Below are 21,503 nucleotides of genomic sequence, written 5' to 3' on the forward strand. Positions count from 1 at the left end.
ATGGCCCGGCTTCGTTCCCTGCTGTATTTCCTGTTCCTGTCCGTCACGGTCATTCCCTACGCATTCGCCTGCATCCTGTGGGCGCCGCTGCCGCTGCACTGGCGCTACAAGCTGACCGTCGGCTGGCCGCGCCTGGCCATCTGGGGCGCCAAGACCATCTGCGGCATCCGCTGGCAGGTCAAGGGCTGGGAAAACCTGCCCGACGGCCCGGCGGTGCTGCTGTCCAAGCACCAGTCGGCCTGGGAAACCCTGTTCTTCCCCGCCTACATGCCGCGCGAGGTCTGCTTCGTCTACAAGAAAGAACTGCACATGGTGCCGTTCTTCGGTTGGGGACTGGCGCTTCTGCGCATGATCGCCATTGACCGCGCCAAGGGCCGCGACGCCTTCGAGCAGGTGGTCAAGCAGGGCCAGACCCGCCTGGACGAGGGCCGCTGGCCGCTGCTCTTTCCCGAAGGCACGCGCGTGGCGCCGGGCAAGACGGGGCGGTTCAAGATGGGCGGCGCCCTGCTGGCGTCGCGCACCGGCGCCGTCGTCATCCCGGTGGCGCACAACGCCGGCGAGTGCTGGCGGCGCAACGCATTTGTAAAGCGTCCCGGGCTGGTCACCCTGTCGATCGGTCCCGCGATAGAATCCAAGGGCCTCACCCCCGAAGAACTGAACCAGAAGGTCCAGGACTGGATCGAAGGGGAAATGCGGCGACTCAACCCCGAAAGGTATGCCCAGCACTGATCAGCTTGAACTCCTGTTCAACACGCAGGAAAACGACGCGCCCGCGGGCGCGCCGGCGCTGATCGCTGCGCCCACGCCGCCGGCAGCGTTCCGTCCCCCGGCGCCTCGCGCGCCGTCCCCCGGACCGGACGCTCCCAAGCCGGTCGCGCCAGCCAATCTCTTTCCCGACGCCGCAGCAGCCCCCGCCCCCGCTGGCGAACCGCTGCTGACGCTGTCGCCCAATGCCGCGGCCCGCGTTCCCACGCCTTGCCCCGACCCGCTGCCTCCCGGCGCGCGCTGGCGTGAAGTGCCGACCGAACAGCAGCCCATCGGCTTCGTGCTGCTGCGCTCGCGCCGCCGCAGCATCGGCTTCGTAATCACCGACGACGGCCTCCGCGTCACCGCGCCCAATTGGGTCACGCTGGCGCAGATCGACGACGCCGTGCGCGAAAAATCCCGCTGGATCCTGGCCAAGCTGCGCGAATGGCATGCCCGAAAGCAGCAGCTGGCCATGGCGCATACGCGCTGGCAGGCGGGCGGCGAACTTCCCTACCTGGGCCGGCGCATCGTCATCGGCGTGGGCGGAGACAGCCGCCAGGCCAGCCTGTCCGGCGACGCCGAGGCGCCGCAGGACGGCGACACCCTGTGGCTGGCGCTGCCGTCCAACGCCGACCAGTCCCGCATACGCGATGCCGCGCAAGCCTGGCTGCAACAGCGCGCAGGCGCGTGGTTCGGCGCGCGGCTGGCGCACTTTTTGCAGATCAGCGGTCTGAAGATCCGACGCTGGCGCCTGTCGTCGGCGGCTACGCGCTGGGGCTCGTGCACCAGCGACGGCAACATCATGCTGAATTGGCGCCTGATCCATTTCGCGCCCGCCATCATCGATTACGTCATCGCGCACGAGCTTGCCCATTTGCGCGAGATGAACCACAGTCAGGATTTCTGGCGCGAAGTGGGCCAGATCCTGCCCGACTTCGAGGACGCCAAGAACATCCTGCGGCGTCACGATCCGGCTTCCCTGCCTCAGTTTTAAGCGCCGGGAGCCCGCCTGTTGCGATCCCAAGGAGACTCCACATGCTGCTGCTGATACCGGGCCCGGTCACGACCGATGCGCGGGTGAAGGCCGCCATAGCGCAGGATTACGCGCCGTGGGACAACGATTTCCGCCAGCTTTACCGGCAGGTCTGCAACGGCGTGCTGGCCATCGCGCAAGCCGCGCCGGACGAGCACGTGGCGCTGGCGCTGCCCGGCTGCGGCCATTTCGCCGTGGAAGCCGCGATCCGCACCTTCGTGCCGCCGGGCGGACGCGTCCTGGCGCCGTCCACTGGCGCCTACGCCGCCCGACTGCAAAAGCTGGCCGGCGACGCGGGCCGGGTTGCCGTGCCCCTCTTCGTGGGCGAAGCCGAACGCCTGGATCCCCAGGCGGTGGCCGACGCGCTGGAACGCGACCCCACACTGACGCACCTGGCGGTCGTCTACAGCGAGACCGGCAGCGGCATCTGCCACGATGTGCCCCAGTTGGCGCGCATCGCCCATGCGCTGGGGCGCCGCGTCATCATCGATGCGGTGTCCGCCTTCGGCGCGCTGCCGCTGGAACTGCGAGCCCTGCCGGCCGTGGACGCGGTCGTGCTGACGGCCAACAAATGCCTGGAAGGCCTGCCCGGCGCGGCCTTCGTGGTGGCGCGGCGCGACAGCCTCGACGCGGCCCGCGGCAATGCGGGCAGCTGGTCGCTGGACCTGGCCGACATTTACCAGCACACCCTGGTCCCGAATGCCGGCCCGCGCTTCACGCCGGCCGCCCCCACGCTGGCCGCGCTGGCCGTGGCGCTTGACCTGTACCGCGAGGAAGGACGCGCTGCCCGGCTGGCGCGCTATACGGCCAACATGCGCACGCTTTACGATGGCGTGGTGGACCTGGGCCTGACGCCCTACCTGCCCCCGGACCTGCAGGGGCCCATCGTCGTCAACGTCCGGGCGCCGGATGCGCCGACCTGGCACCTGCAACTGTTCGTGGACGCGCTCAAGCAGCGCGGCTACGTCATCAGCAACTTCTACAACACCGAAGAACCCACGTTCCGGGTCGGCTGCATCGGCGCCTTTGGCGCCGACCAGATGCGGCAGGCGGTCGACGCCATGGGCGGCGCGCTGCGCGACATCGGAATCAATCGGGATCGCGCCGCCAGTGCCGGGCGCTTTCCCCAACCCCTCACCGCTTAAGGAATATTCCCATGCGTTTGCTCCACACCATGTTGCGAGTCGGCAACCTCGACAAGTCCATCGACTTCTACACCAACGTGCTCGGCATGCGCCTGCTGCGCCGCAACGATTATCCGGACGGCAAGTTCACGCTGGCCTTCGTGGGCTACCAGGACGAAGCCGACGGCGCCGTCATCGAACTGACCCACAACTGGGACACCGACAAGTACGACCTGGGCAACGGCTATGGCCACATCGCCCTTGAAGTCGACAACGCCTACGAGACCTGTGACAAGGTCAAGGAACGCGGCGGCAAGGTCACCCGCGAGGCCGGCCCGATGAAGCACGGCAAGACGGTGATCGCGTTCGTGGAAGATCCGGACGGCTACAAGATCGAATTCATCCAGAAGAAGGGCCGCCAGGACTGACCATCCTTAGGCCGGACGCCATGAACCCGCGTCTGGCCGGCCCCGCACACAGACCTACGCCATGATCCATCCCATCCTGAAAATGGGCGACCCGCGGCTCTTGCGCGTCGCGCCGCCCGTCGACCGCTTCGATACGCCAGAACTCCACGCCCTGATCGACGACATGTTCGAAACCATGGCGGCCGCGCAAGGCGTGGGCCTGGCCGCCCCGCAGATCGGCGTGGACCTGCAGCTGGTGATCTTCGGATTTGATCGCAACGATCGCTATCCCGATGCCCCGCCGGTGCCGCAGACCATCCTGTGCAACCCGGTGATCACTCCGCTCTCGGACGAGACGGAGGACGGCTGGGAAGGCTGCCTGTCGGTGCCCGGCCTGCGCGGCCTGGTGCCGCGCTATCGCCACATCCGCTACACCGGCCGCGACCCCTACGGCCAACTGATCGAGCGCGAAGCCGAAGGCTTCCACGCGCGCGTGGTCCAGCACGAATGCGACCACCTGATCGGGCGCCTCTATCCGTCCCGCATCCAGGATTTCTCGAAGTTCGGCTTCACCGAAATCCTGTTCCCGGGCATGGATCCCAACCAGGACGACTAAGCGTCCTGGCTGGAATCCGCCGCAGGCGGAGGCGGAGCTGGAGTCGAAGTCGGAGCGGGAGTCGGAGTCGAAGTCGAAGTCGGAGTCGGAGTCGAAGTCGGAGCCGGAGCCGCATCCGCTGCCGGAGCATTCGGCTCGGCTTGCGGCGACAGCGCCTGCGGCGCGAAATCATCCACCTGCAAGACGCGCAACACCGTGGCCTCGGCCGCTTCAAGTTGTGCCGCCTGGGCGTCCGTGATCGCGCCAAGCTGGTGGGCCTGCCGCCAATCGCGCACGTTGGACTGGCGCAGGCGGTCGCGGATCGGCTTCACCGAGTCGGCCAGCGCGAATGCGCGGGTCAGAAGCCCCAGAGGATCTTCGCCGGGCTCGCGCTGCAGGTCCGCCGCCAGGCGCGCATGCGTGGGCGACGGCTTGAGCAAGAGTTCGGCGCATTCCCGCGTCAGGGCATCACTGGGCCCTTTGGCCAGCCGCAACGGCAGGATCGCCACGCGCAAGCCCCAGGACAGCGCCTTCACGGGCAGATTGCGCAACGCCTGGTCCATGCTTTTCTCGATGCTTGCGTAGCCCTGCTCCATGCACCAGCGCACCAGCGGCAGGTCGTCGTGCTTGCGGCCTTCGTCTTCCCAGCGCTTGAGCACGGCGGACAGCAGGTAAAGCTCGGACAGGATGTCGCCCAGCCTCGCGGAAATCATTTCGCGGCGCTTCAGGCCGCCGCCAAGTTGGGCCAGCGCCGCGTCGGCCAGCAGGGCAAAACCCGAGGCATAGCGGCCCAGCCGTCGGTAATACCCCGCCACCGGCCCGGCAGCCGGCGCGGGCGCCAGCACGCCGCCCGTCCAGGCGCGTCCGATGGCGCGCAGGGCATTTGCACCCGCGTGGCGCAGATGGCGCCAGAAGACGTCGTGGAAGACCTCGATGCCGCGCTCTTCGTCCAGATTGCCGAGCGCCAGGATTTCCGGCATCAGATAGGGATGGGCGCGGATGGCGCCCTGCCCGAAGATGATCAGGTTGCGCGTCAGGATGTTGGCGCCTTCGACCGTGATGGCGATGGGCACGGCGCGGTACAGCGACCCCAGGTAATTGCTGGGGCCGTCCATCACCGCGCGACCCGCATGCACGTCCATCGCGTCGTTCACCGATATGCGCATGCGTTCGGTGGCGTGGTATTTCATGATGCCCGACACCACCGCCGGCTTGACACCCTGGTTGAGCGCGGAGCAGGTCAGGCGGCGCGCGGCTTCCACCAGATAGGCGTTGCCCGCCAGGCTGGCAAGCCGCTCCTGGACGCCCTCGAACTTGCCGATCGGGATGCCGAATTGTTCGCGCACGCGGGCGTACATGCCGGTGGTGTGCGCGCACATGACGGCGGCCGCCGCCGATAGCGACGGCAGGGAAATGCCCCGCCCCGCCGCCAGCGCGCTCATCAGCATCTGCCAACCCTGCCCCGCGCGTTCGACGCCGCCGATCAGCGCATCGAGAGGCACGAAAACGTCGCGCCCCGAGTTGGGGCCATTCTGGAAGACCTGCATGGCGGGAAGATGGCGACGGCCGATCTCGACGCCGGGCGCCTCGGTGGGCACCAGCGCCACCGATATGCCGATGTCCTTGGCGCCGCCCAGGATGCCATCCGGATCCGACATCTTGAATGCCAGCCCCAGCACGGTGGCCACGGGCCCAAGCGTGATGTAGCGCTTGTGCCAGTTGAGCCGGATGCCGATGAGCTCGCGGCCGTCGACGACCTGCCGGCACACGACGCCGGTATCCACCATGGACGCCGCGTCGGATCCGGCCTCGGGACTGGTCAGGCCGAAGCACGGGACTTCGCGGCCGTCGGCCAGCCGGGGCAGCCAGTAGTCGCGCTGCGCGGGCGTGCCGAACTGCATGAGCAGTTCGCCTGGCCCCAGCGAATTCGGGACCATGACGGTGACGCCCGTGGTGATGGAATACGCGGAGATGCGCCGCACGACCTCGGAGTGCGCATAAGGCGAAAAGCCCAGGCCGCCGTAGCGCCGCGGGATGATCATGCCGAAGAAGCGCCGCGCCTTGAGGAATTCCCAAACCTGCGGCGGCAGGTCGCGCCGGTTCCAGGAGATGTCCCATTCGTCCAGCATGGCGCACAGTTCGGCCACGGGACCATCCATGAATTTCTGCTCGTCCGGCGTCAGCGTGGCCGGCGGCACGTTCAGCAGCTTGTGCCAGTCCGGGTTGCCGGTGAACAGGTCGGCGTCCCACCAGTTGTCGCCGGCCTCGATGGCTTCGCGCTCGGTGGCCGACATGGCGGGCATCGCGTTGCGCGCCCAGCGGTACGCAGGTTCCGAAATGCGGCGCCGGCGCCAGGCGTTGAAATCCATGGGTCCCCCTTGTTATGGCTACAAGACGTATCGGGCCAAAGTACCAGAATTGGCGGGTCCGGGCCAAGCTGCGGGTTGCCGACTCTGCGACAATGGGCGTCGCCGCGCTGATGCGCAACCAACCGCTGTCCGGGCACGTCCGCATGCTGAACAAACTCTGGCTTGGCTTCTTCCTTACCGCCGCCGTTGCCGCGCTCTACCGCTGGCTGGCCATCGGAGATGCCGAGGTGTTCCGCGAGATGGTCGCCAGCCTCTTCGACATGGCGCGCGTGTCGGTGGACGTGATGGTGCTGCTGTTCGGCACGCTGACGCTGTGGCTGGGTTTCCTGCGCATCGCCGAAGGCGCGGGCCTGGTGGAAAAGCTGGCGCACTTGCTGGGGCCGCTGTTTGCGCGGCTGATGCCCGAGGTGCCGCGCAATCATCCGGCCATCGGCCTGATCACGCTGAACTTCGCCGCCAACGGCCTGGGGCTGGACAATGCCGCCACACCCATCGGCCTGCGCGCGATGCGCGAGCTGCAATCCCTGAATCCCACGCCCGAAACCGCGAGCAATGCGCAGATCCTGTTCCTGGTGCTCAACGCGTCGTCGCTGACGCTCTTGCCCGTCACGCTGTTCATGTTTCGCGCGCAGCAAGGCGCGCCCGATCCCACGCTGGTGTTCCTGCCCATCCTGCTGGCCACCAGCGCGTCCACGCTGGCCGGCTTCCTCGCGGTCGCGGCGTGCCAGCGCATGCGTCTGGCCGATCCCGTCATCATGCTGTGGCTGGGCGGCGCGGCGCTCGTCCTGGGTGGATTCATGGCGCTCCTGGCCAGCATGTCGGGCGCCGCCATCGCGTCGCTGTCCTCGCTCTTGGGCAACCTGACACTGTTCGGGATCCTGCTGGCATTCCTGGTCGTGGGCGCCTGGAAAAAGGTGCCCGTCTACGAGGCCTTCATCGAAGGCGCCAAGGAAGGTTTCGACATCGCCAAGAGCCTCTTGCCCTACCTGGTGGCGATGCTGTGCGCCGTGGGCGTGCTGCGCGCGTCGGGTGCGCTGGACTTCCTGCTGGATGGCATCCGCTGGCTGGCGCAGCAGGCAAGCTGGGACACGCGCTTCGTGGATGCGCTGCCTACCGCGCTGGTCAAGCCGTTCTCGGGCAGCGCGGCGCGCGCGATGATGCTGGAAACCATGACGCACTTCGGCGTGGACAGCTTTCCCGCGCTGCTGGCCGCTGTGGTGCAAGGCAGCACCGAGACCACCTTCTACGTGCTGGCGGTGTACTTCGGTTCGGTGGGCATCTTGCGCGCGCGGCATGCGGTGGGCTGCGCGCTGGTCGCCGACCTGGCCGGCGTGCTGGCCGCGATCGGCGTGTGCTACTGGTTCTTCGGGTAAGACGGCCGGGGCCGGATGACATCCGCGGCGCGGCTGCCGGCAGCCGCGCCGGCAGCCACCTTATGCGTCAATCCACCAGCAGGATCTTCATCCCGTTGGTGCCGCCGCTGTCACGGTAGAAATCGCCCTTCGTCAGGATCACCCAGTCGCCCGTCTGCACCAGATTGCGCTTGCGCAATTCGTCGATGGCGGCATTGCTCAGGTCCGCGGGATCGTAGTCGGACGGCGCGAACGGGATCGTGTACACGCCGCGGAACATCGTCACCCGGTTCTGCGTCACGCTGTGCGGGCTGTAGCAGTAGATCGGCACGCCCGAACGGATACGCGACATGATCAGCGGCGTGTGGCCGCTTTCCGTCAGCGCAATGATGGCCTTCACGCCCGGGAAATGGTTGGCCGCATACATGGCCGCCAGCGCGATCGTCTCGTCGCAGCGCGTGAAGGTTTCGCCCATGCGGTGATGGGACTTGGTCGAGGTGGGGTGCTTTTCGGCGCCCAGGCACACGCGCGCCATGGCCTGCACGGTTTCGACCGGATACTGGCCCGACGCGCTTTCGGCGGACAGCATGACGGCGTCGGTGTAGTCCAGCACCGCGTTGGCGACGTCGGACACTTCGGCGCGCGTCGGCATCGGGCTGGATATCATCGATTCCATCATCTGCGTCGCGGTGATCACGACCTTGTTCAGCGTGCGCGCGTGCTGGATGATGCGCTTCTGGATGCCCACCAGTTCGGCGTCGCCCACTTCCACGCCCAGGTCGCCGCGCGCCACCATCACGCCATCGCTGGCGCGGATCAGCGCGTCCAGGGCTTCGTCGTCGGCCACGGCTTCGGCGCGTTCGATCTTGGCGATGATCCACGCCTGGCTGCCGGCCGCGGCAAGCAAGGTGCGCGCCTCGTCGATGTCGCTGCCATAGCGGGGGAACGAAACCGCAACGTAGTCCAGTTCCATTTCGGCCGCCAGCTTGATGTCGACGCGGTCTTTGTCGGTCAGGCTGGGCGCGGACAGGCCGCCGCCGCGGCGGTTGATGCCTTTGTTGTTTGACAGCGGCCCGCCCACCGTGACGGTGGTGTAGACCTCGTCGCCCTCGACGCGGTCCACCACAAGCACGACGCGCCCGTCATCGAGCAGCAGCTCGTCGCCCACGCGGCAGTCGTTCACGAGTTCCGGATAGTCGATCCCGACGATGCTGGCGGTGCCGGCATCCTTGGGATGCACGCGCGACAGCGTGAACGGCTGCCCCACCTGCAACTGCACCAGCTTATCGGTGAAACGCGCGATGCGGATCTTCGGGCCTTGCAGGTCGCCCATGATCGCGACGAACCGGCCTTGCTTCGCGGCGATCTCGCGCACGAGGCGCGCGCGTTCACGGTGATCGTCCGCGCTGCCGTGCGAGAAGTTCAGCCGCGCCACGTCCAGCCCGGCGCGAATAAGCGCGTCGATGCGTTCGGGCGATGACGTCGAGGGTCCCAGGGTGGCGACAATTTTTGTGCGGCGCAATACAGGCATGGCGGTCCACTCTCGCAAAATCAACGAAAGCGCTATGGTACGCCGGCCGCGTTCGCACGGGTATCATGGGCGTCACCCTGACCTTCAACGAGCTCCTTGAACCCGTGAAAATCGTCATCGCTCCCGACTCTTTCAAAGAAAGCGTTTCCGCCCCCGATGCGGCGGCCGCCATCGCGCGCGGCGTCAAGGCCGCCTTCCCCGGCGCGCATACCGTGTGCGTGCCGATGGCCGACGGCGGTGAAGGCACCGTCGAAGCGGTGCTGGCGGCCACGGGCGGCAAGGAACGACAGGTCACCGTGAACGACGCCCTGGGCCACAAGGTCGACGCCGTGTGGGGGCTGCTGGACGACGGCACCGCCGTGATCGAAATGGCCGCCGCGGCGGGCCTTGAACTGATTTCCCCGTCCAAGCGCGACCCCATGCGCGCCAGCAGCCATGGCGTGGGCGAACTCATGCGGGCCGCGCTGGACGCGGGCGCCACGCGCATCATCCTGGGGCTCGGCGGTTCAGCCACCAATGATGCTGGCGCCGGCATGCTGACGGCGCTGGGCGTTCGCCTGCTGGATGCCAGCGGCCAGAGTCTGCCTCCGGGCGGCGGCGCGCTGGGCCAGTTGGCATCCATCGACACGCGCGGGCTGGACCCGCGCCTGTCCACCATTCGCATCGACATTGCGTCGGACGTCGACAACCCCTTGTGCGGACCACAAGGCGCATCGCACGTATTCGGGCCGCAAAAGGGCGCCACGCCGGAACAGGTGCAGACGCTGGACGCCACGCTGGCGAATTTCGCTGACGTCTGCGCGCGCCATCTGAATGCGGATCATCGGAATGAGCCCGGCGCGGGCGCCGCCGGCGGGTTGGGGTTTGCCGCCAAGGCGTTTCTCAATGCGCACTTCAGGCCAGGCGTGGAAATCGTCGCGGAACTCGGCGGCCTGGCCGATGCCGTGGAAGGCGCCACACTCGTATTCACGGGCGAGGGCCGCATGGATGCCCAGACGCTGCGCGGCAAGACGCCTGCCGGTGTCGCCCGGATTGCGCAGCGCGCAGGCGTGCCCGTCGTCGCGCTGGCCGGGTCGCTGGGCGAAGGCTACGAAGCCCTGCACGCGTGCGGCATCAGCGCCGCGTTCAGCCTGGCGCCCGGGCCCATCACGCTGCAGCAGGCCTTGGCGGACGCCGATCGGCTGCTTGCCGAACGGGCGCGCGACATCATGCTGCTCTGGATGGCGGCGCAAAAACGCATGTTGTGACCCGCGCGCCGGGTGGCGCGTCGCCTGAAAAAAAAGAGGCCCCGCGGGGCCTCTTTGCTTTCCGTCGCGACGTCAGTCCCGCGGCAGTACGCCGGCTTCGACCAGCGCATCCGACAGGCGGATGTAGCGGTCTACCGAGATGTCCTCGGCGCGAGCCGTCGGCGCGATGTCCAGCGCTTCCCAAGGCACCTGGGGGGCCCAGTCCGCCAGGACGCGACGCAGCATCTTGCGGCGCTGCGAGAAGGCGCGCGCCACCACGGTTTCGAAAGCGCGCTCGCTGACGGGCCGCAAGCGGTCCGCCGGCAGCGGCATCATGCGCACAATCGCCGACACCACCTTGGGCGGCGGATCGAAAGCCTCCGGCGGCACGTCGAACAGCTTGTGCATCCGATAGCGCGACTGGAGCATCACGGACAGGCGGCTGAAATCGCCGCTGCCAGGCTTGGCCACCATGCGGTCGATCACTTCGCGCTGCAACATGAAATGCTGATCGCGGATGTGATCCGCCCAAGCCATCAGGTGGAACAGCAGCGGGCTGGAGATGTTGTAGGGCAGATTCCCCACCACGCGCAACGCGCCGCCGAACTGCGAGAAATCCACCGTCAGCGCGTCGGCCTCGACCACGGTGAGCCGGGACGCGTCGAACTGCTTGCGCAGTCGGGCGGCCAGGTCGCGATCGATTTCCACCGCGGTCAGGTGATCCAGGCGTTCGAGCAGCGGCCGCGTAAGCGCCGAGAGACCAGGGCCGATCTCGACCACGGTATCGTCCCGGGCGGGCGAAACCGCCCGGACGATCGACTCGACGACGCTCTCGTCCGTCAGGAAGTTCTGGCCAAAGCGCTTGCGCGCCTGGTGTTGAGACATGAAAAGCCCGTCGTGCGTTTAGCGGTTGTTCTGTTGGATCTTTTGCTGCTTTTCGAGACGATTGTCCACGTACGCCTGGGCGCGCAGCTGTTCAAGCCAGTCTTCGAAGGCAGGCTGTGCGCGCCGCTCGAACAACGTCTGGCGGGCGCGCATGCGCGCCAGGTCGTCGGTCGCGTCGTGGTCGCGGCGCTCTTCGACCTGGATCAGGTGCCAGCCAAAAGGCGTCTGCACGGGTTGGCTGATCTCGCCAGGTTGCAACAGGTTCATGGCGGCCTCGAAAGGCGGCACGGTCTCGCCGGGATTCAGCCATCCCAGGTCGCCGCCTTGCGGCGCCGTCGAGTCCTGCGAGTACTGCCGCGCCATTTCGTCGAACTTGGCGCTGCCGTTCACCAGGCGCTGCCGCACCTGTTCAAGCCGCTGGCGCGCCAGGTCATCGCTCATGACGGTCGAGGTCTTGATGAGGATGTGGCGCGCGTGCGTCTGCACGACCTGCGTGGGACCTTGCGGCGCCTGCGGGCGCGCGGCCGGTTGCGGGGCGGGCTGCGGGGCCGGTTGCGGCGCCGGCGCGCGGGCAGTGCGGCTGGGGGCAGGCTGGGCGGTGCCGCGATCCATCATCTTGATGATGTGAAAACCATTGCCGCTCTGGACCAGTTGGCTGACCTGGCCCTTCTGAAGATTGCTGATCGCCTTGACGAACAGGTCGGGCCAGCCATCCAGCGGACGCACGCCCATGAGGCCGCCTTGCAGCGCCTCGGGGCCGTCGGAGGAAGCCGCCGCCAGGCTGGCGAAATCATCACCGCGCTTGGCCTGGGCGAGCAGGCCTTCGGCCTTCTTGCGCAGCAGGGCAAGCTGATCCGGCGAGGAACCTTCCGGCACGCGCACCAGGATTTGCGCCAACGCATACAGCATGGGACCAGCAGGCGCGGCGGCCTGCTCCGGTGCGGGCTGTGCCTGCGCCTGGGGTTGCGGGTGCGGCTGTGCGCCCGCCTGGGGCGACGCGCCAAAGGCCGGATTGCGGCGCTGGTCCTTCAGGAAGGCGTCCACTTCGGCGTCGGAAATGACGATCGTGGAATCAACCGCGCGCTGGCGCAGGCGGTCCGAGCGGATCTCGTCGCGCAGCGATTTGCGGTAGTTTTCCCATGACGTGCCGGACTTTTCGAGTTCCTGGCGCAGTTGCTGCACCGTGATCTTGTTGCGGCTGGCGATCGCCTGCACGGCCGTATCGATCTGCGCGTCGTCCACCCGGATGCCCAGGCGGTCGGCTTCGTGGCGCTGCACGCGTTCCATGATGAGGCGCTGCAGCACCTGATGCTGCAGCGTCTGATCGTCCGGCACCTGGATGCCGCGGGCCTTCAGTTCGCTGGCGATGCGCTGGGATGCGTCGCGCAGCTCGCGCAGCGTGATGACGTCCTTGTCGACGATCGCGGCGATGCCGTCCACGAATTGTTCGCCTTTCGGCGCGGGCGCTGCATTGTTCTGCGCGGTGGGAGCGGCCTTGGCGCCGCTGTTTGCGCCGCGGGCGGTCTGCTCGGCCGCGTGGGCGGCGGGCAAGCCAGCGCACAGGGCCAGCAGCAGCGCATTGCCGGAGAGGCGGCGCAAAGTGTGCAACCTACGCATCATTCATACCTTTCAAATGTAGTTCCGGCAGGCACAGGCGGCGTGACGCGCGTGTAACCGGGGATACTTCTGTTCAGCAGGTTCATCGGGTCGGTTCCAAGGGAACCCAGGCCGGTGAGCTCAAGCTGGAAGAACAGCGCGGAGTTGGTGTCCGCCGCCGATACGGCGTAGCGCTGGTAGACCATGCGGCCTACCCAGCAGCAGTCGCCCTTGTACTCCAGGCCGGCGATGGCCTGCGTCACGCGGGGCGATTCCGTCGTGTTGGCGACCGTGCTGGACGGCCCCGAACGCAAAGAATAGTCCACTCGGCCCACACCGTACCAGCGCTTGCTGAACGGCCATTGCACCGCAAGGCTGACCTGGTTCTGGCCCTGCGGTTGATAAAGCACGCCTGGCTGGGGGTCGCGCTGGTATCGGTAGGCGACCGCCACCGTGGTCAGGCGCTGCGGCGACCAGCGCGCGCTGATCAGCCCGCGCGACCAGTTGTTGTCGTACGGGTTGTATTGCGCGGCGATGTCGGTGTTCAGGGTGTCGGTCAAGGCTGCGCTGGCGCCCACCAGGAAGTCGGAACGCACGTCCTCGCGCGGCGTCTCGCCGGGCAGAGTGACCTTCTGGTCCTCGAAGTAGAAGCGCTGCGCCACGCCAAGCGACAGGCGCTCGAAGCCGGTAGCGGCGTCCAGCCAGCGCGTCGTCAGCGCCGCCGTCAACTGGTTGGCGTTCGCGATGCGATCCCAGCCGCCGGTATAGATGTTTTCCTCGAACGCCTGCGAGAAGCTGAAATCAGCCAGCGAGGTGTCGTAGACGGGCAGCGTGGACTGATTCCGGTACGGCACGTTCAGGTAATACAGCCGCGGCTCGAGCGTCTGGGTGGACGACTTGCCGAACAGCGTGGTGTCGCGCTCGAAAATCAGGCCGGTGTCCAGCGACATGATGGGGACGGTACGCGACTGCGACCGAGGCAAGCCATCCGCCGACCCGTTGTTCAGATTCAGAGTGTCAACGCCGAACCATTTGGTCTGGTACTGCGTGTAGTTGACGCCCACCTTGGGAATGACGAACCAGCCCGGCCGCACGATGGGATAGGAAACGGTCGGGTAGGTCTGGAGGCGGTCTCCGTCGGGGTAACGCAGCGTCGAACCGAACGACGGCATGCTGAACCGCACCGCGGTTGACGTCCAGTCGACGTCGAAGCCGCCCCAATCGTATCTGGCGCCCCGGAGATAAAGCTCGGGTTCCTTGTTGTACGGCGGAATCAGCGGCGCGTCGGGGTCCTGCAGCGTCTGGTACTTATAGACTTGGGCGTACGCGCTCCAATAGCGCGAGCCCCAGCCCACGCGTCCGCGCTGTGGCAGGTAGGTGGTCGACGCCTGGTTCAGCCCCAGTTGCGAAATATCGCGGTAGTAGTTGTCGTCCGAGACTTTGGCAATGTCCCAGTCGGTATAGAAGCCGTGCGAGAAAGTCTGCTGGTGGCGCCACCAGTACATCCAGCGGTCTTCACCGGTGACATGATCGTCAGGCAGGTACGTCCCGTCGATGGTGCCGACATAACTCGATCCCAAGTAGCGGAACTCACCCCCCAGTTGCGTGCCGCGCTTGGAAAAATAGCGCGGCTGCACCGTCAGGTCGTAATTGGGAGCCAGGTTGAAGTAATACGGGATCGAGATGTCGAAACCGCCCTGGCTGGTCGTGCCATAGGTCGGAATCAGAAAGCCCGACTTGCGCTCGCGCTTGACCGGAAAGGTCATGTAGGGCGAGGCCAGGATAGGCACATCCTTGAAATACAGCACGCCGCCGCGGGCCACACCCTCGTTTTCGTCGAAATCGATGTCGACCGAATTGGCCTTGATGTACCAGGACGGATTCGGGCAGGGGCAGCCGCTATACGTCACCGTATGCAGCCGCATCTGCGACTTGCTGAAAATGTCCGCGTGGTCGGCGACGGCGAAGCCGCCCGTGGCGCCCATCCAGAAATTGGGCTGCTCGACCTCGCCGGAGTAACGGTCCACGTTGAACTTGGCGTTCGGCCCGGTCACCAGCGTGCCGTCGCGCATCATGCGGGCATTGCCGCGAACATCGACCTCGCCGGTGTCCTTGCGGTAATTGATCTCGTCGCCCTTGATGACGCCGTCGATGCGGCGCACCTGCGCACTGCCGGTCAGATTCAGTTCGGATTCGGGGTCCCCGGAAATGCGGTCCGCTTCCATGTAAGCGGGAATGCTTTCGTCCGGCAGCCGGTGGATCCGCAGGCCGGGCGAAGTGCGCAATTGCGGAGCGGACGTGACGGACGGTGCCGAGGTGACAGACGGCGCGGAGGCGGCGGTGCCCGGGCTACCTTGGGCCTGAACGGTTCCAGCGGCGACGCTGACAACAGAGAGGATCAACCACGGAACCTTGCGCACGAATGAAAACAGCCCTTATTGACCATGGGAGAGCCGGACAAAGGCGCCCAGGCGGGGCCGATGCTGACGGAAACGAGCCGGTATTATAGAGAAGCCGCGAACAACGCCCAGCCTTATGTTCGCCAAACCCGGTTTCCGCAATATTGCCCTTCTGACACGGATCTTCCTTGAAAAACGATCACGACCCCCGCCTGGCGCAGGTCCGCGCCTGGCTGGAAGGCCTGCCTTCCGCGCTGAACCTGGCCGTGGAAACACTGCGCCCCGCCTCGGCCGACGCCAGCTTCCGTCGCTATTTCCGGCTGGATGCGGGCGAGCGCAGCCTGGTTGTCATGGATGCCCCTCCCCAGCATGAAGACTGCCGCCCGTTTCTGCACGTGCAGCGGCTGCTGGCGGACGCCGGACTGAACGTGCCGGCCGTGCTGGCGCAGGACCTGGACCAGGGCCTTCTGCTGTTGTCCGACCTTGGCGAGCACACCTATTACCAACGCATCCAGGCCGGCATCAGCGACGCGCAACTGCAGACGTTGTACCGGGAAGCGCTGGCCGCCCTGGTCAAACTGCAGCAGGCGTCGACTTCCGGGCTGGCCTCTTATGACGGCACCCGGCTGGCCGACGAACTCAAGCTGTTTCCCGAGTGGTACGTGCAGAAGCACCATGGCGAGACGCTGGACGACAAGACGGCCAGCGCGCTGGAAAAGATTTTCGCGCTGCTGTCGGCCAGCAATGCCGGACAGCCGCAGGTGCTGGTGCATCGCGACTTCCATTCGCCCAACCTGATGGTCTGCGACCAGCCGCAATACGGCCCCAATCCGGGCGTCATCGATTTCCAGGACGCGCTGTCCGGCCCCATCACTTACGATCTCGCTTCGCTGGTGACGGACGCCCGGACCACCTGGGAAGAGCCCCAACAGCTTGACTGGGCCATCCGCTACTGGGAAATGGCGCGCGCCGCCGGCCTGCCGGTCGACGCCGATTTCGCGGAATTCCACCGAGCCTATGAGTGGATGGGCCTGCAGCGCAATCTGCGCATCCTCGGCGTCTTCGCCCGCCTGAACCATCGCGATGGCAAGGCGCACTACCTGGCCCACATGCCGCGCGTCAACGGCTACGTGCGCCAGGTCGCGCAGCGCTATGGCGTTTTCACGCCGCTGCTTCGTCTGCTGGACCGTCTGGACGACCGCCAGGTCAGCGTCGGATACACCTTCTGATGCGAGCCATGATTCTTGCCGCCGGGCGCGGCGAACGCATGCGGCCGCTGACCGACCGCCTGCCCAAGCCCATGCTGCCGGTGGGCGGCAAGCCGCTCATCGTCTGGCATCTGGAACGCCTGGCCAAGGCAGGTTTCCGGGACATCGTCATCAACCACGCCTGGCTGGGGCACGAAATCGAAGGCGCACTTGGCGATGGCGCTGCCCACGGCGTGCGGATCCGCTATTCGGCCGAGGCCTCCGCGCTGGAAACCGCGGGCGGCATCGCGCAGGCTCTCCCGCTTTTGGGCGATGCCCCCTTCCTGGTCATCAACGGCGATATCTGGTGCGACTGGAATCCCGCCGCGGCCCGCGACGTGGCGCCGCGATTGCCCGAGTCCGGCGCGTGGCTGCTGCTGGTGGACAATCCCGCGCACCATCCCACCGGCGACTTCGTCCTAAAGGCGGACGGCCGCGTGCTGGCACAGGGAGAGCCCCGTTTGACCTTTGCGGGCGTGGGCGTCTACCATCCTTCGTTGTTCGCGGACGTCCCGCGCGGCGCGGCAGCACCCTTGGCTCCCTTGCTCAGGCAAGCCATGAGCCGGGATCTGGCCTGGGGCGCCCGCCACGCCGGCCGATGGACAGACGTCGGAACGCCGCAACGGTTGGCCGACCTGGACGCGGAACTGGACGGCATGGCCGGTTGATACCCACATATTTCACAATATCAAGGTGCGCAACGAGGCTTGTCTGCGCATTCATCGCCCCCGGCTAACGGGGTATTCTCTGACGCTTTGGCATGCGCGCGCCGCCTGCCAACGAGCAAATACACAGGAAGTTTTCTAGGAATGGGGATGTTTGGAAGATCGCAACGGGCTGTGTTCAAGCCCTCCGTATACCAGCCGGGCCAGCGCACGCGCCGCATGCCGCGGTGGCTTGTCCTGCTGCTGGTCGGCATCGCGCTTGGCGCGGGCGGCGTGCTCTTCCTGCAAACCAATTACGGTCCGCAGCGCCTGACCGTCGAACAATCCGAACAGCTGCACAGCGAACTCAGCGCCTCCAACCTCGAACGCCAGCGCCTGCAATCGCAGCTTGAAGAAGCCACGCAGCAGCGCGACGCCAACAAGTCGGGCCACGAGAAGCTGACCAGCGACCTGGCCGACGCGCGCGCCCGGATCGACACGCTGGATAAGGAACTGGTGCTGTTCCAGGACGCCATGCCGCCCGATCCCCGCGGCGGCAACCTGGGCATCCGCTCGGCCACCTTCAAGCGCGCGCCCGGCCAGCTGGACTATCAGGTCCTCGTTATGCGCGAAGACCGCCAGGGCGCCCCCTTCAAGGGCACGCTGACCTTCGCCATCGACGGTTCCTACCCCAACGGACGCGCCGCCACCGTCACCCCCGAAGGCCCCGCCCTCACGGTGGACCGCTACGACTACGCGCTGGGCCAGCTCAAGCTGCCCGACGGTTTCACCCCGAAGGTCGTCGTGCTGCGCGTGATGGACGCCAACCAGAAACAGCAGGCCATGCGTATCTATTACGTGCGCAACTGAAGCGCACCCTGAACGCCACGAAACCCGCCTGATCCGGCGGGTTTTTTTTGCTCGTTCTAAGTAGTTGCGCACGCAACATATCGAGCATATAGTTGCGCAAACAACCAAATCATGGAGACAGCATGACGCTCCCCACGCACGTCCCCGTCCTGATCGCCGGCGGCGGCCCAGTCGGGCTTACCCTGGCGGCGCTGCTGGCCGAATACGGCATTGCCTCGCTGACCGTCGAAGCCGACGACAGCTATTGCAGTGGCAGCCGCGCCATCTGCATGTCGCGGCGCTCTCAGGAGATCCTGAGCTGGGTCGGCGCCGACCAGCCGCTGATGGCCACGGGCCTGGCCTGGACCGGCGGCCGCAGCTACTTCCGCGACCGCGAGGTGCTGCATTTCCAGATGCCTCATGACCCCCAGCAGCGCTACGCGCCCATGGTCAATATCCAGCAGTACTACATCGAGGAATTCGCACACCAGGCCATGCTGCGGCGCCCGGGCCTCGCCACGCTGCAATGGTCCGCCAGGGTCATCGGCGTGCAGCCGGACGCGGATGGGGTGTCGGTGGAAGTGGAGACGGGCGGAACGCGCCAGACCGTGCGCGCCGACTGGCTCGTCGCCTGCGACGGCGGACGCAGCACCGTGCGCGAGGCCATGGGGCTCAAGCTGGAAGGCATGCAGTATGAAGGCCGCTACGTCATCGTCGACATCGAGCAGGAATCGCAGCGGCCCGTCGAACGCCTGGCCTGGTTCGATCCGCCGTCGAATCCAGGCTCCACGCTTCTGATGCACCGCCAGCCCGGCAACGTGTGGCGCGTCGACTACCAGATCCGAGACGACGAAGACCCCGAAGAGGCCGTCAAGCCGGAAAACGTGTTGCCGCGCGTGCAAAGCCATCTGGACATGATCGGCGAGACCGCGCCCTGGAAGCCGCTCTGGATTTCCATCTACAACGCCAAGTGCCTGACGCTGGACAGCTATCGCCACGGACGCGTGCTGTTCGCCGGCGACGCGGGGCACCTCGTTCCCATCTTCGGCGTGCGCGGTCTGAACTCCGGCCTGGATGACGCCGGCAACCTGGCATGGAAACTGGCCTGGGTGCTGAAAGGCCAGTCGCCCGATTCGCTGCTGGACAGCTACAGCGTCGAACGCGTCCACGCCACCCGGCAGAACCTGGCCTACGGCGCCAAGAGCACCGAATTCATGGCCCCGCCGGACTTCGGTTTTCGCCTGATGCGTGACGCCGCCTTGCGCCTCGCGCTGGTGGACGACAACGTCCGTTCGCTGATCAACCCACGCCAATCCGCGCCCATCTCGTATGACACCTCGCCGCTGAACACGGATGACTGCGCGCCTCAGGCCGGCCCCGCAGCGGCGCCCGGACAGCCAGCGCCCGATGCCCTGCTTCAGGACGGCGAAGCGGCGCAATATCTCAGCGCCAGTTTCGGCGCGGGCTTCGTCGCCCTCGCGATCTCGCCCGACGCCGCGTTGTCGGCGACCCTGGACGGACTGGCCGATGACACGCAAGGCGCTCCGCACCCGCTGCGCGTGCTGCGCGCCGGCGCTGGGGGCCTGGCGGACCCGCACGGCCACCTGAGCCAGCGCTACGGCAGCGATGCCGGCACCGTCTATCTGCTGCGCCCGGACGGCTACGTGCTCGGCCGCTGGGCGTCGCCCGCCGCGGCCGAACTGCGCGCCGCGCTGGCGCCCTACTACCCCTCGGTCACTCAGAACGCCACGACGAAAGGCCAAGCATGAACAACGATGAACTGGACCAGGTCTACACCGGCATGGCGCAGGCGCTGACGCGCGTCGGCGAGTCCCGTGCGCCGCTTTTCTTGTCGATACTCGGGCTGTCTTTGCTCAGCCGCCTGCCCAATGCAGAGGACGCGCTCGCGCTGATGGCGCAGGCCGAAGCGTCCAGCCTGGATGACGGCGCTATGGCAAACTACCCGGCCTCCCTTCCCAACCGACCGACGTGAAAACGCCCGCCCTGGAAAGATTCCTGACCTACCGCCTGCACGTGCTCAACAAGATCACGGACCGGGACACGAATCGCGCCTATCTCAAAGACTGCGACATCCCGCTGGGCGAGGCGCGCTGCCTGGCCGCCATCGGACGCTACGCGCCCTTGTCGGTCAACGATCTGGCGCGCGCGGCCAACCTGAACAAAGGCCAGGCCAGCCGCTCGGCGCAGGCGCTGGTCGATCGCGGCCTGGTCGAGAAAACGGTATCCGCGTCCGACGGACGCGGTGTGGTGCTGGCGCCCACGCCGGACGGCATGACGCAGTACCGGCAAATCATCGACCTGATCGCGCGCCGCAACCACGAAATCTTCGGCTGCCTTACCGCCGACGAACAACGCCAATTCGGCGAAATGCTGGACCGGCTGATCGGCCATCTGCACGCCGAGGCGGACGACGCGCCGGACTGAACGCCGTTCAGCCTTGCGCCTTCGGCGCCGTCGCGCCCGCCTGCGCGGCGGCCTCGTCCATGAACTGCGCCATGCGCACATCCAGCTCGGTCACGCCGCCCGCGTCATGGGTCGTCAGGGTCACGTCCACGCGGTTGTAGACGTTGGTCCATTCAGGATGATGATTCAGCTTTTCCGCAAACATCGCCACGCGGGACATGAAGCCGAACGCCGCATTGAAGCTGGGAAAGCGGTAGCGCTTCTCGATGGCTTCTCGCGTTGCCGCGGCCTGCCAGCCGGTAAGCGCGGCGATGGCGATATCGGTACCGATGCGGGCGGGAGGAAAGTCGCTCATGACAGACTCCAGAAAGAAAAGGCGGCGGCGCATCGCGCCAGCCGCCCGTTCACGATAAACGCGTCCTCGCCTACTGCCGGACCGCGTACAGGTAGATTTCTACGCGCCGGTTCAGCGCGCGTCCTTCGGCGGTCGCATTGTCGCCGATCGGATCATTCGGGCCGCGGCCTTCGACCGAAAGCCGGTTGGCCGCCACGCCCTGCCCGGCCAGGTAGTCCGTCACGCTCTTCGCACGGTTCACCGACAAGGTCTGATTATGGGCCAGCGCGCCGGTGCTGTCGGTATGGCCGACCACCTTCGCCCGCAACTCGGGATGCTGATTCAGCGAACGCGCCACGCTGTCCAGCACCGGCAGCAACGCCGGCTTGAGCTGCGTCTTGTCCGTGTCGAACGACACGCCGCTCGGAATATTGACCTTCAGACTGCCATCCGGCATTTCCACCACGTCGATACCCAGGGACGAGGCCCCGGACTTCTGCACGTCGTCCTTCACGACCTTCCAGTTGTAGCCCACCAGGCCACCCGCCACCGCGCCGATGCCCGCACCGATCGCAGCGCCCTTGCCATGTCCGATCAAGGCGCCGATACCAGCGCCCAGCGCCGCCCCGGCTCCCGTTCCCACGGCGGTATTCGTCTGCTGCTGCGTGGCGCACCCCGCCAGCAAGGCCCCTGCCGCGGCAAGCACGGCGATCCGGTTGAGCGTTTTTCTTGAATTCATGG

The 21,503-nt window shown here is 66.7% G+C and carries 20 protein-coding genes; 13 read left to right on the forward strand and 7 right to left on the reverse strand.

What is annotated here, in order from left to right; translation table 11 throughout:
- From RT614_RS24890 to def, 5 genes are all read left to right on the forward strand, one after another.
- Positions 1-729: a lysophospholipid acyltransferase family protein gene (locus tag RT614_RS24890; protein ID WP_313624846.1), complete on the forward strand. Its 729-nt coding sequence runs from the start codon at positions 1-3 to the stop codon at positions 727-729.
- Entirely contained in the window at positions 716-1,741 is a 1,026-nt protein-coding gene (locus RT614_RS24895; protein ID WP_313624847.1) for a SprT family zinc-dependent metalloprotease, read from the forward strand. Before RT614_RS24890 ends, RT614_RS24895 begins: the two co-directional genes overlap by 14 nt.
- A 41-nt stretch (positions 1,742-1,782) precedes the next feature.
- On the forward strand, positions 1,783-2,925 hold the full coding sequence (locus RT614_RS24900) for a 2-aminoethylphosphonate--pyruvate transaminase (RefSeq protein ID WP_313624848.1): 1,143 nt from the start codon (positions 1,783-1,785) through the stop codon (positions 2,923-2,925).
- Positions 2,926-2,936: 11 nt separating this feature from the next.
- Positions 2,937-3,332: a lactoylglutathione lyase gene (gloA, locus tag RT614_RS24905; protein ID WP_313624849.1), complete on the forward strand. Its 396-nt coding sequence runs from the start codon at positions 2,937-2,939 to the stop codon at positions 3,330-3,332.
- Between the two features lie 61 nt (positions 3,333-3,393).
- A complete protein-coding gene (gene def / locus RT614_RS24910) occupies positions 3,394-3,927 on the forward strand; it encodes a peptide deformylase (RefSeq protein WP_313624850.1) in 534 nt (177 codons plus the stop codon).
- Here the strand turns inward: def and RT614_RS24915 are convergent.
- Complete coding sequence (locus RT614_RS24915; RefSeq protein WP_313624851.1) at positions 3,924-6,275, reverse strand: acyl-CoA dehydrogenase; 2,352 nt, start codon at positions 6,273-6,275, stop codon at positions 3,924-3,926. The two genes, def and RT614_RS24915, sit on opposite strands and share 4 nt — an antisense overlap.
- Positions 6,276-6,418: 143 nt before the next feature.
- Here RT614_RS24915 and RT614_RS24920 point away from each other — a divergent pair, with 143 nt between their 5' ends.
- Complete coding sequence (locus RT614_RS24920; RefSeq protein WP_313624961.1) at positions 6,419-7,648, forward strand: nucleoside recognition domain-containing protein; 1,230 nt, start codon at positions 6,419-6,421, stop codon at positions 7,646-7,648.
- 67 nt (positions 7,649-7,715) lie between these two features.
- Here RT614_RS24920 and pyk read toward each other — a convergent pair whose 3' ends face one another.
- A complete protein-coding gene (gene pyk / locus RT614_RS24925; protein ID WP_313624852.1) occupies positions 7,716-9,158 on the reverse strand; it encodes a pyruvate kinase in 1,443 nt (480 codons plus the stop codon).
- A 104-nt stretch (positions 9,159-9,262) separates the two neighbouring features.
- On the opposite strand from pyk, the gene RT614_RS24930 reads away from it, so the two are divergent.
- Entirely contained in the window at positions 9,263-10,405 is a 1,143-nt protein-coding gene (locus tag RT614_RS24930) for a glycerate kinase (protein ID WP_313624963.1), read from the forward strand.
- A 72-nt stretch (positions 10,406-10,477) separates the two neighbouring features.
- Here RT614_RS24930 and rsmA read toward each other — a convergent pair whose 3' ends face one another.
- From rsmA to RT614_RS24945, 3 genes are read right to left on the reverse strand one after another with little or no spacing between them, the layout of a single operon-like run.
- Positions 10,478-11,269 carry a 16S rRNA (adenine(1518)-N(6)/adenine(1519)-N(6))-dimethyltransferase RsmA gene (gene rsmA / locus RT614_RS24935; RefSeq protein ID WP_313624853.1) on the reverse strand — a complete coding sequence of 264 codons (792 nt, stop codon included), beginning with the start codon at positions 11,267-11,269 and terminating at the stop codon, positions 10,478-10,480.
- Between the two features lie 18 nt (positions 11,270-11,287).
- The gene (locus tag RT614_RS24940) at positions 11,288-12,889 is read right to left on the reverse strand and encodes a peptidylprolyl isomerase (protein WP_313624854.1); all 1,602 of its coding nucleotides are present in this window, start codon (positions 12,887-12,889) and stop codon (positions 11,288-11,290) included.
- Positions 12,886-15,285: an LPS-assembly protein LptD gene (locus RT614_RS24945; RefSeq protein ID WP_313624855.1), complete on the reverse strand. Its 2,400-nt coding sequence runs from the start codon at positions 15,283-15,285 to the stop codon at positions 12,886-12,888. Before RT614_RS24945 ends, RT614_RS24940 begins: the two co-directional genes overlap by 4 nt.
- A 167-nt stretch (positions 15,286-15,452) precedes the next feature.
- On the opposite strand from RT614_RS24945, the gene RT614_RS24950 reads away from it, so the two are divergent.
- The 6 genes from RT614_RS24950 to RT614_RS24975 all read left to right on the forward strand — a co-directional run bounded on the left by RT614_RS24950 (position 15,453) and on the right by RT614_RS24975 (position 20,449).
- The gene (locus RT614_RS24950; RefSeq protein ID WP_313624856.1) at positions 15,453-16,493 is read left to right on the forward strand and encodes a phosphotransferase; all 1,041 of its coding nucleotides are present in this window, start codon (positions 15,453-15,455) and stop codon (positions 16,491-16,493) included.
- Positions 16,493-17,179: an N-acetylmuramate alpha-1-phosphate uridylyltransferase MurU gene (gene murU, locus RT614_RS24955; RefSeq protein ID WP_313624857.1), complete on the forward strand. Its 687-nt coding sequence runs from the start codon at positions 16,493-16,495 to the stop codon at positions 17,177-17,179. The genes RT614_RS24950 and murU overlap by 1 nt, the downstream gene beginning before the upstream one ends.
- Before the next feature lie 147 nt (positions 17,180-17,326).
- Entirely contained in the window at positions 17,327-18,025 is a 699-nt protein-coding gene (locus RT614_RS24960) for a DUF6776 family protein (RefSeq protein WP_313624858.1), read from the forward strand.
- A gap of 122 nt (positions 18,026-18,147) precedes the next feature.
- Positions 18,148-19,773, forward strand: coding sequence for an FAD-dependent oxidoreductase (locus RT614_RS24965; RefSeq protein WP_313624859.1), 1,626 nt, complete (start codon positions 18,148-18,150; stop codon positions 19,771-19,773).
- Complete coding sequence (locus tag RT614_RS24970; RefSeq protein WP_313624860.1) at positions 19,770-19,997, forward strand: hypothetical protein; 228 nt, start codon at positions 19,770-19,772, stop codon at positions 19,995-19,997. Before RT614_RS24965 ends, RT614_RS24970 begins: the two co-directional genes overlap by 4 nt.
- Complete coding sequence (locus tag RT614_RS24975) at positions 19,994-20,449, forward strand: MarR family transcriptional regulator (RefSeq protein WP_313624861.1); 456 nt, start codon at positions 19,994-19,996, stop codon at positions 20,447-20,449. The genes RT614_RS24970 and RT614_RS24975 overlap by 4 nt, the downstream gene beginning before the upstream one ends.
- Before the next feature lie 7 nt (positions 20,450-20,456).
- On the opposite strand, the gene RT614_RS24980 is transcribed toward RT614_RS24975, so the two are convergent.
- Together RT614_RS24980 and RT614_RS24985 are read right to left on the reverse strand one after the other, a co-directional pair.
- Positions 20,457-20,783, reverse strand: a complete 327-nt coding sequence (locus RT614_RS24980; RefSeq protein ID WP_313624862.1) for a 4a-hydroxytetrahydrobiopterin dehydratase — start codon at positions 20,781-20,783, stop codon at positions 20,457-20,459.
- 70 nt (positions 20,784-20,853) lie between these two features.
- Positions 20,854-21,501 carry an OmpA family protein gene (locus tag RT614_RS24985; RefSeq protein ID WP_313624863.1) on the reverse strand — a complete coding sequence of 216 codons (648 nt, stop codon included), beginning with the start codon at positions 21,499-21,501 and terminating at the stop codon, positions 20,854-20,856.
- Positions 21,502-21,503 lie beyond the last annotated feature (2 nt).

It is taken from the genome of Achromobacter sp., from assembly GCF_032102605.1.
GTDB lineage: Bacteria > Pseudomonadota > Gammaproteobacteria > Burkholderiales > Burkholderiaceae_B > Achromobacter.

Coding starts and splice junctions, on each gene's coding strand:
- RT614_RS24890 (WP_313624846.1), top strand. CDS start 1: ATGGCCCGGCTTCGTTCCCTGCTGTATTTCCTGTTCCTGTCCGTCACG.
- RT614_RS24895 (WP_313624847.1), top strand. CDS start 716: ATGCCCAGCACTGATCAGCTTGAACTCCTGTTCAACACGCAGGAAAAC.
- RT614_RS24900 (WP_313624848.1), top strand. CDS start 1,783: ATGCTGCTGCTGATACCGGGCCCGGTCACGACCGATGCGCGGGTGAAG.
- gloA (WP_313624849.1), top strand. CDS start 2,937: ATGCGTTTGCTCCACACCATGTTGCGAGTCGGCAACCTCGACAAGTCC.
- def (WP_313624850.1), top strand. CDS start 3,394: ATGATCCATCCCATCCTGAAAATGGGCGACCCGCGGCTCTTGCGCGTC.
- RT614_RS24915 (WP_313624851.1), bottom strand. CDS start 6,275: ATGGATTTCAACGCCTGGCGCCGGCGCCGCATTTCGGAACCTGCGTAC.
- RT614_RS24920 (WP_313624961.1), top strand. CDS start 6,419: ATGCTGAACAAACTCTGGCTTGGCTTCTTCCTTACCGCCGCCGTTGCC.
- pyk (WP_313624852.1), bottom strand. CDS start 9,158: ATGCCTGTATTGCGCCGCACAAAAATTGTCGCCACCCTGGGACCCTCG.
- rsmA (WP_313624853.1), bottom strand. CDS start 11,269: ATGTCTCAACACCAGGCGCGCAAGCGCTTTGGCCAGAACTTCCTGACG.
- RT614_RS24940 (WP_313624854.1), bottom strand. CDS start 12,889: ATGATGCGTAGGTTGCACACTTTGCGCCGCCTCTCCGGCAATGCGCTG.
- murU (WP_313624857.1), top strand. CDS start 16,493: ATGCGAGCCATGATTCTTGCCGCCGGGCGCGGCGAACGCATGCGGCCG.
- RT614_RS24960 (WP_313624858.1), top strand. CDS start 17,327: ATGTTTGGAAGATCGCAACGGGCTGTGTTCAAGCCCTCCGTATACCAG.
- RT614_RS24965 (WP_313624859.1), top strand. CDS start 18,148: ATGACGCTCCCCACGCACGTCCCCGTCCTGATCGCCGGCGGCGGCCCA.
- RT614_RS24970 (WP_313624860.1), top strand. CDS start 19,770: ATGAACAACGATGAACTGGACCAGGTCTACACCGGCATGGCGCAGGCG.
- RT614_RS24980 (WP_313624862.1), bottom strand. CDS start 20,783: ATGAGCGACTTTCCTCCCGCCCGCATCGGTACCGATATCGCCATCGCC.
- RT614_RS24985 (WP_313624863.1), bottom strand. CDS start 21,501: ATGAATTCAAGAAAAACGCTCAACCGGATCGCCGTGCTTGCCGCGGCA.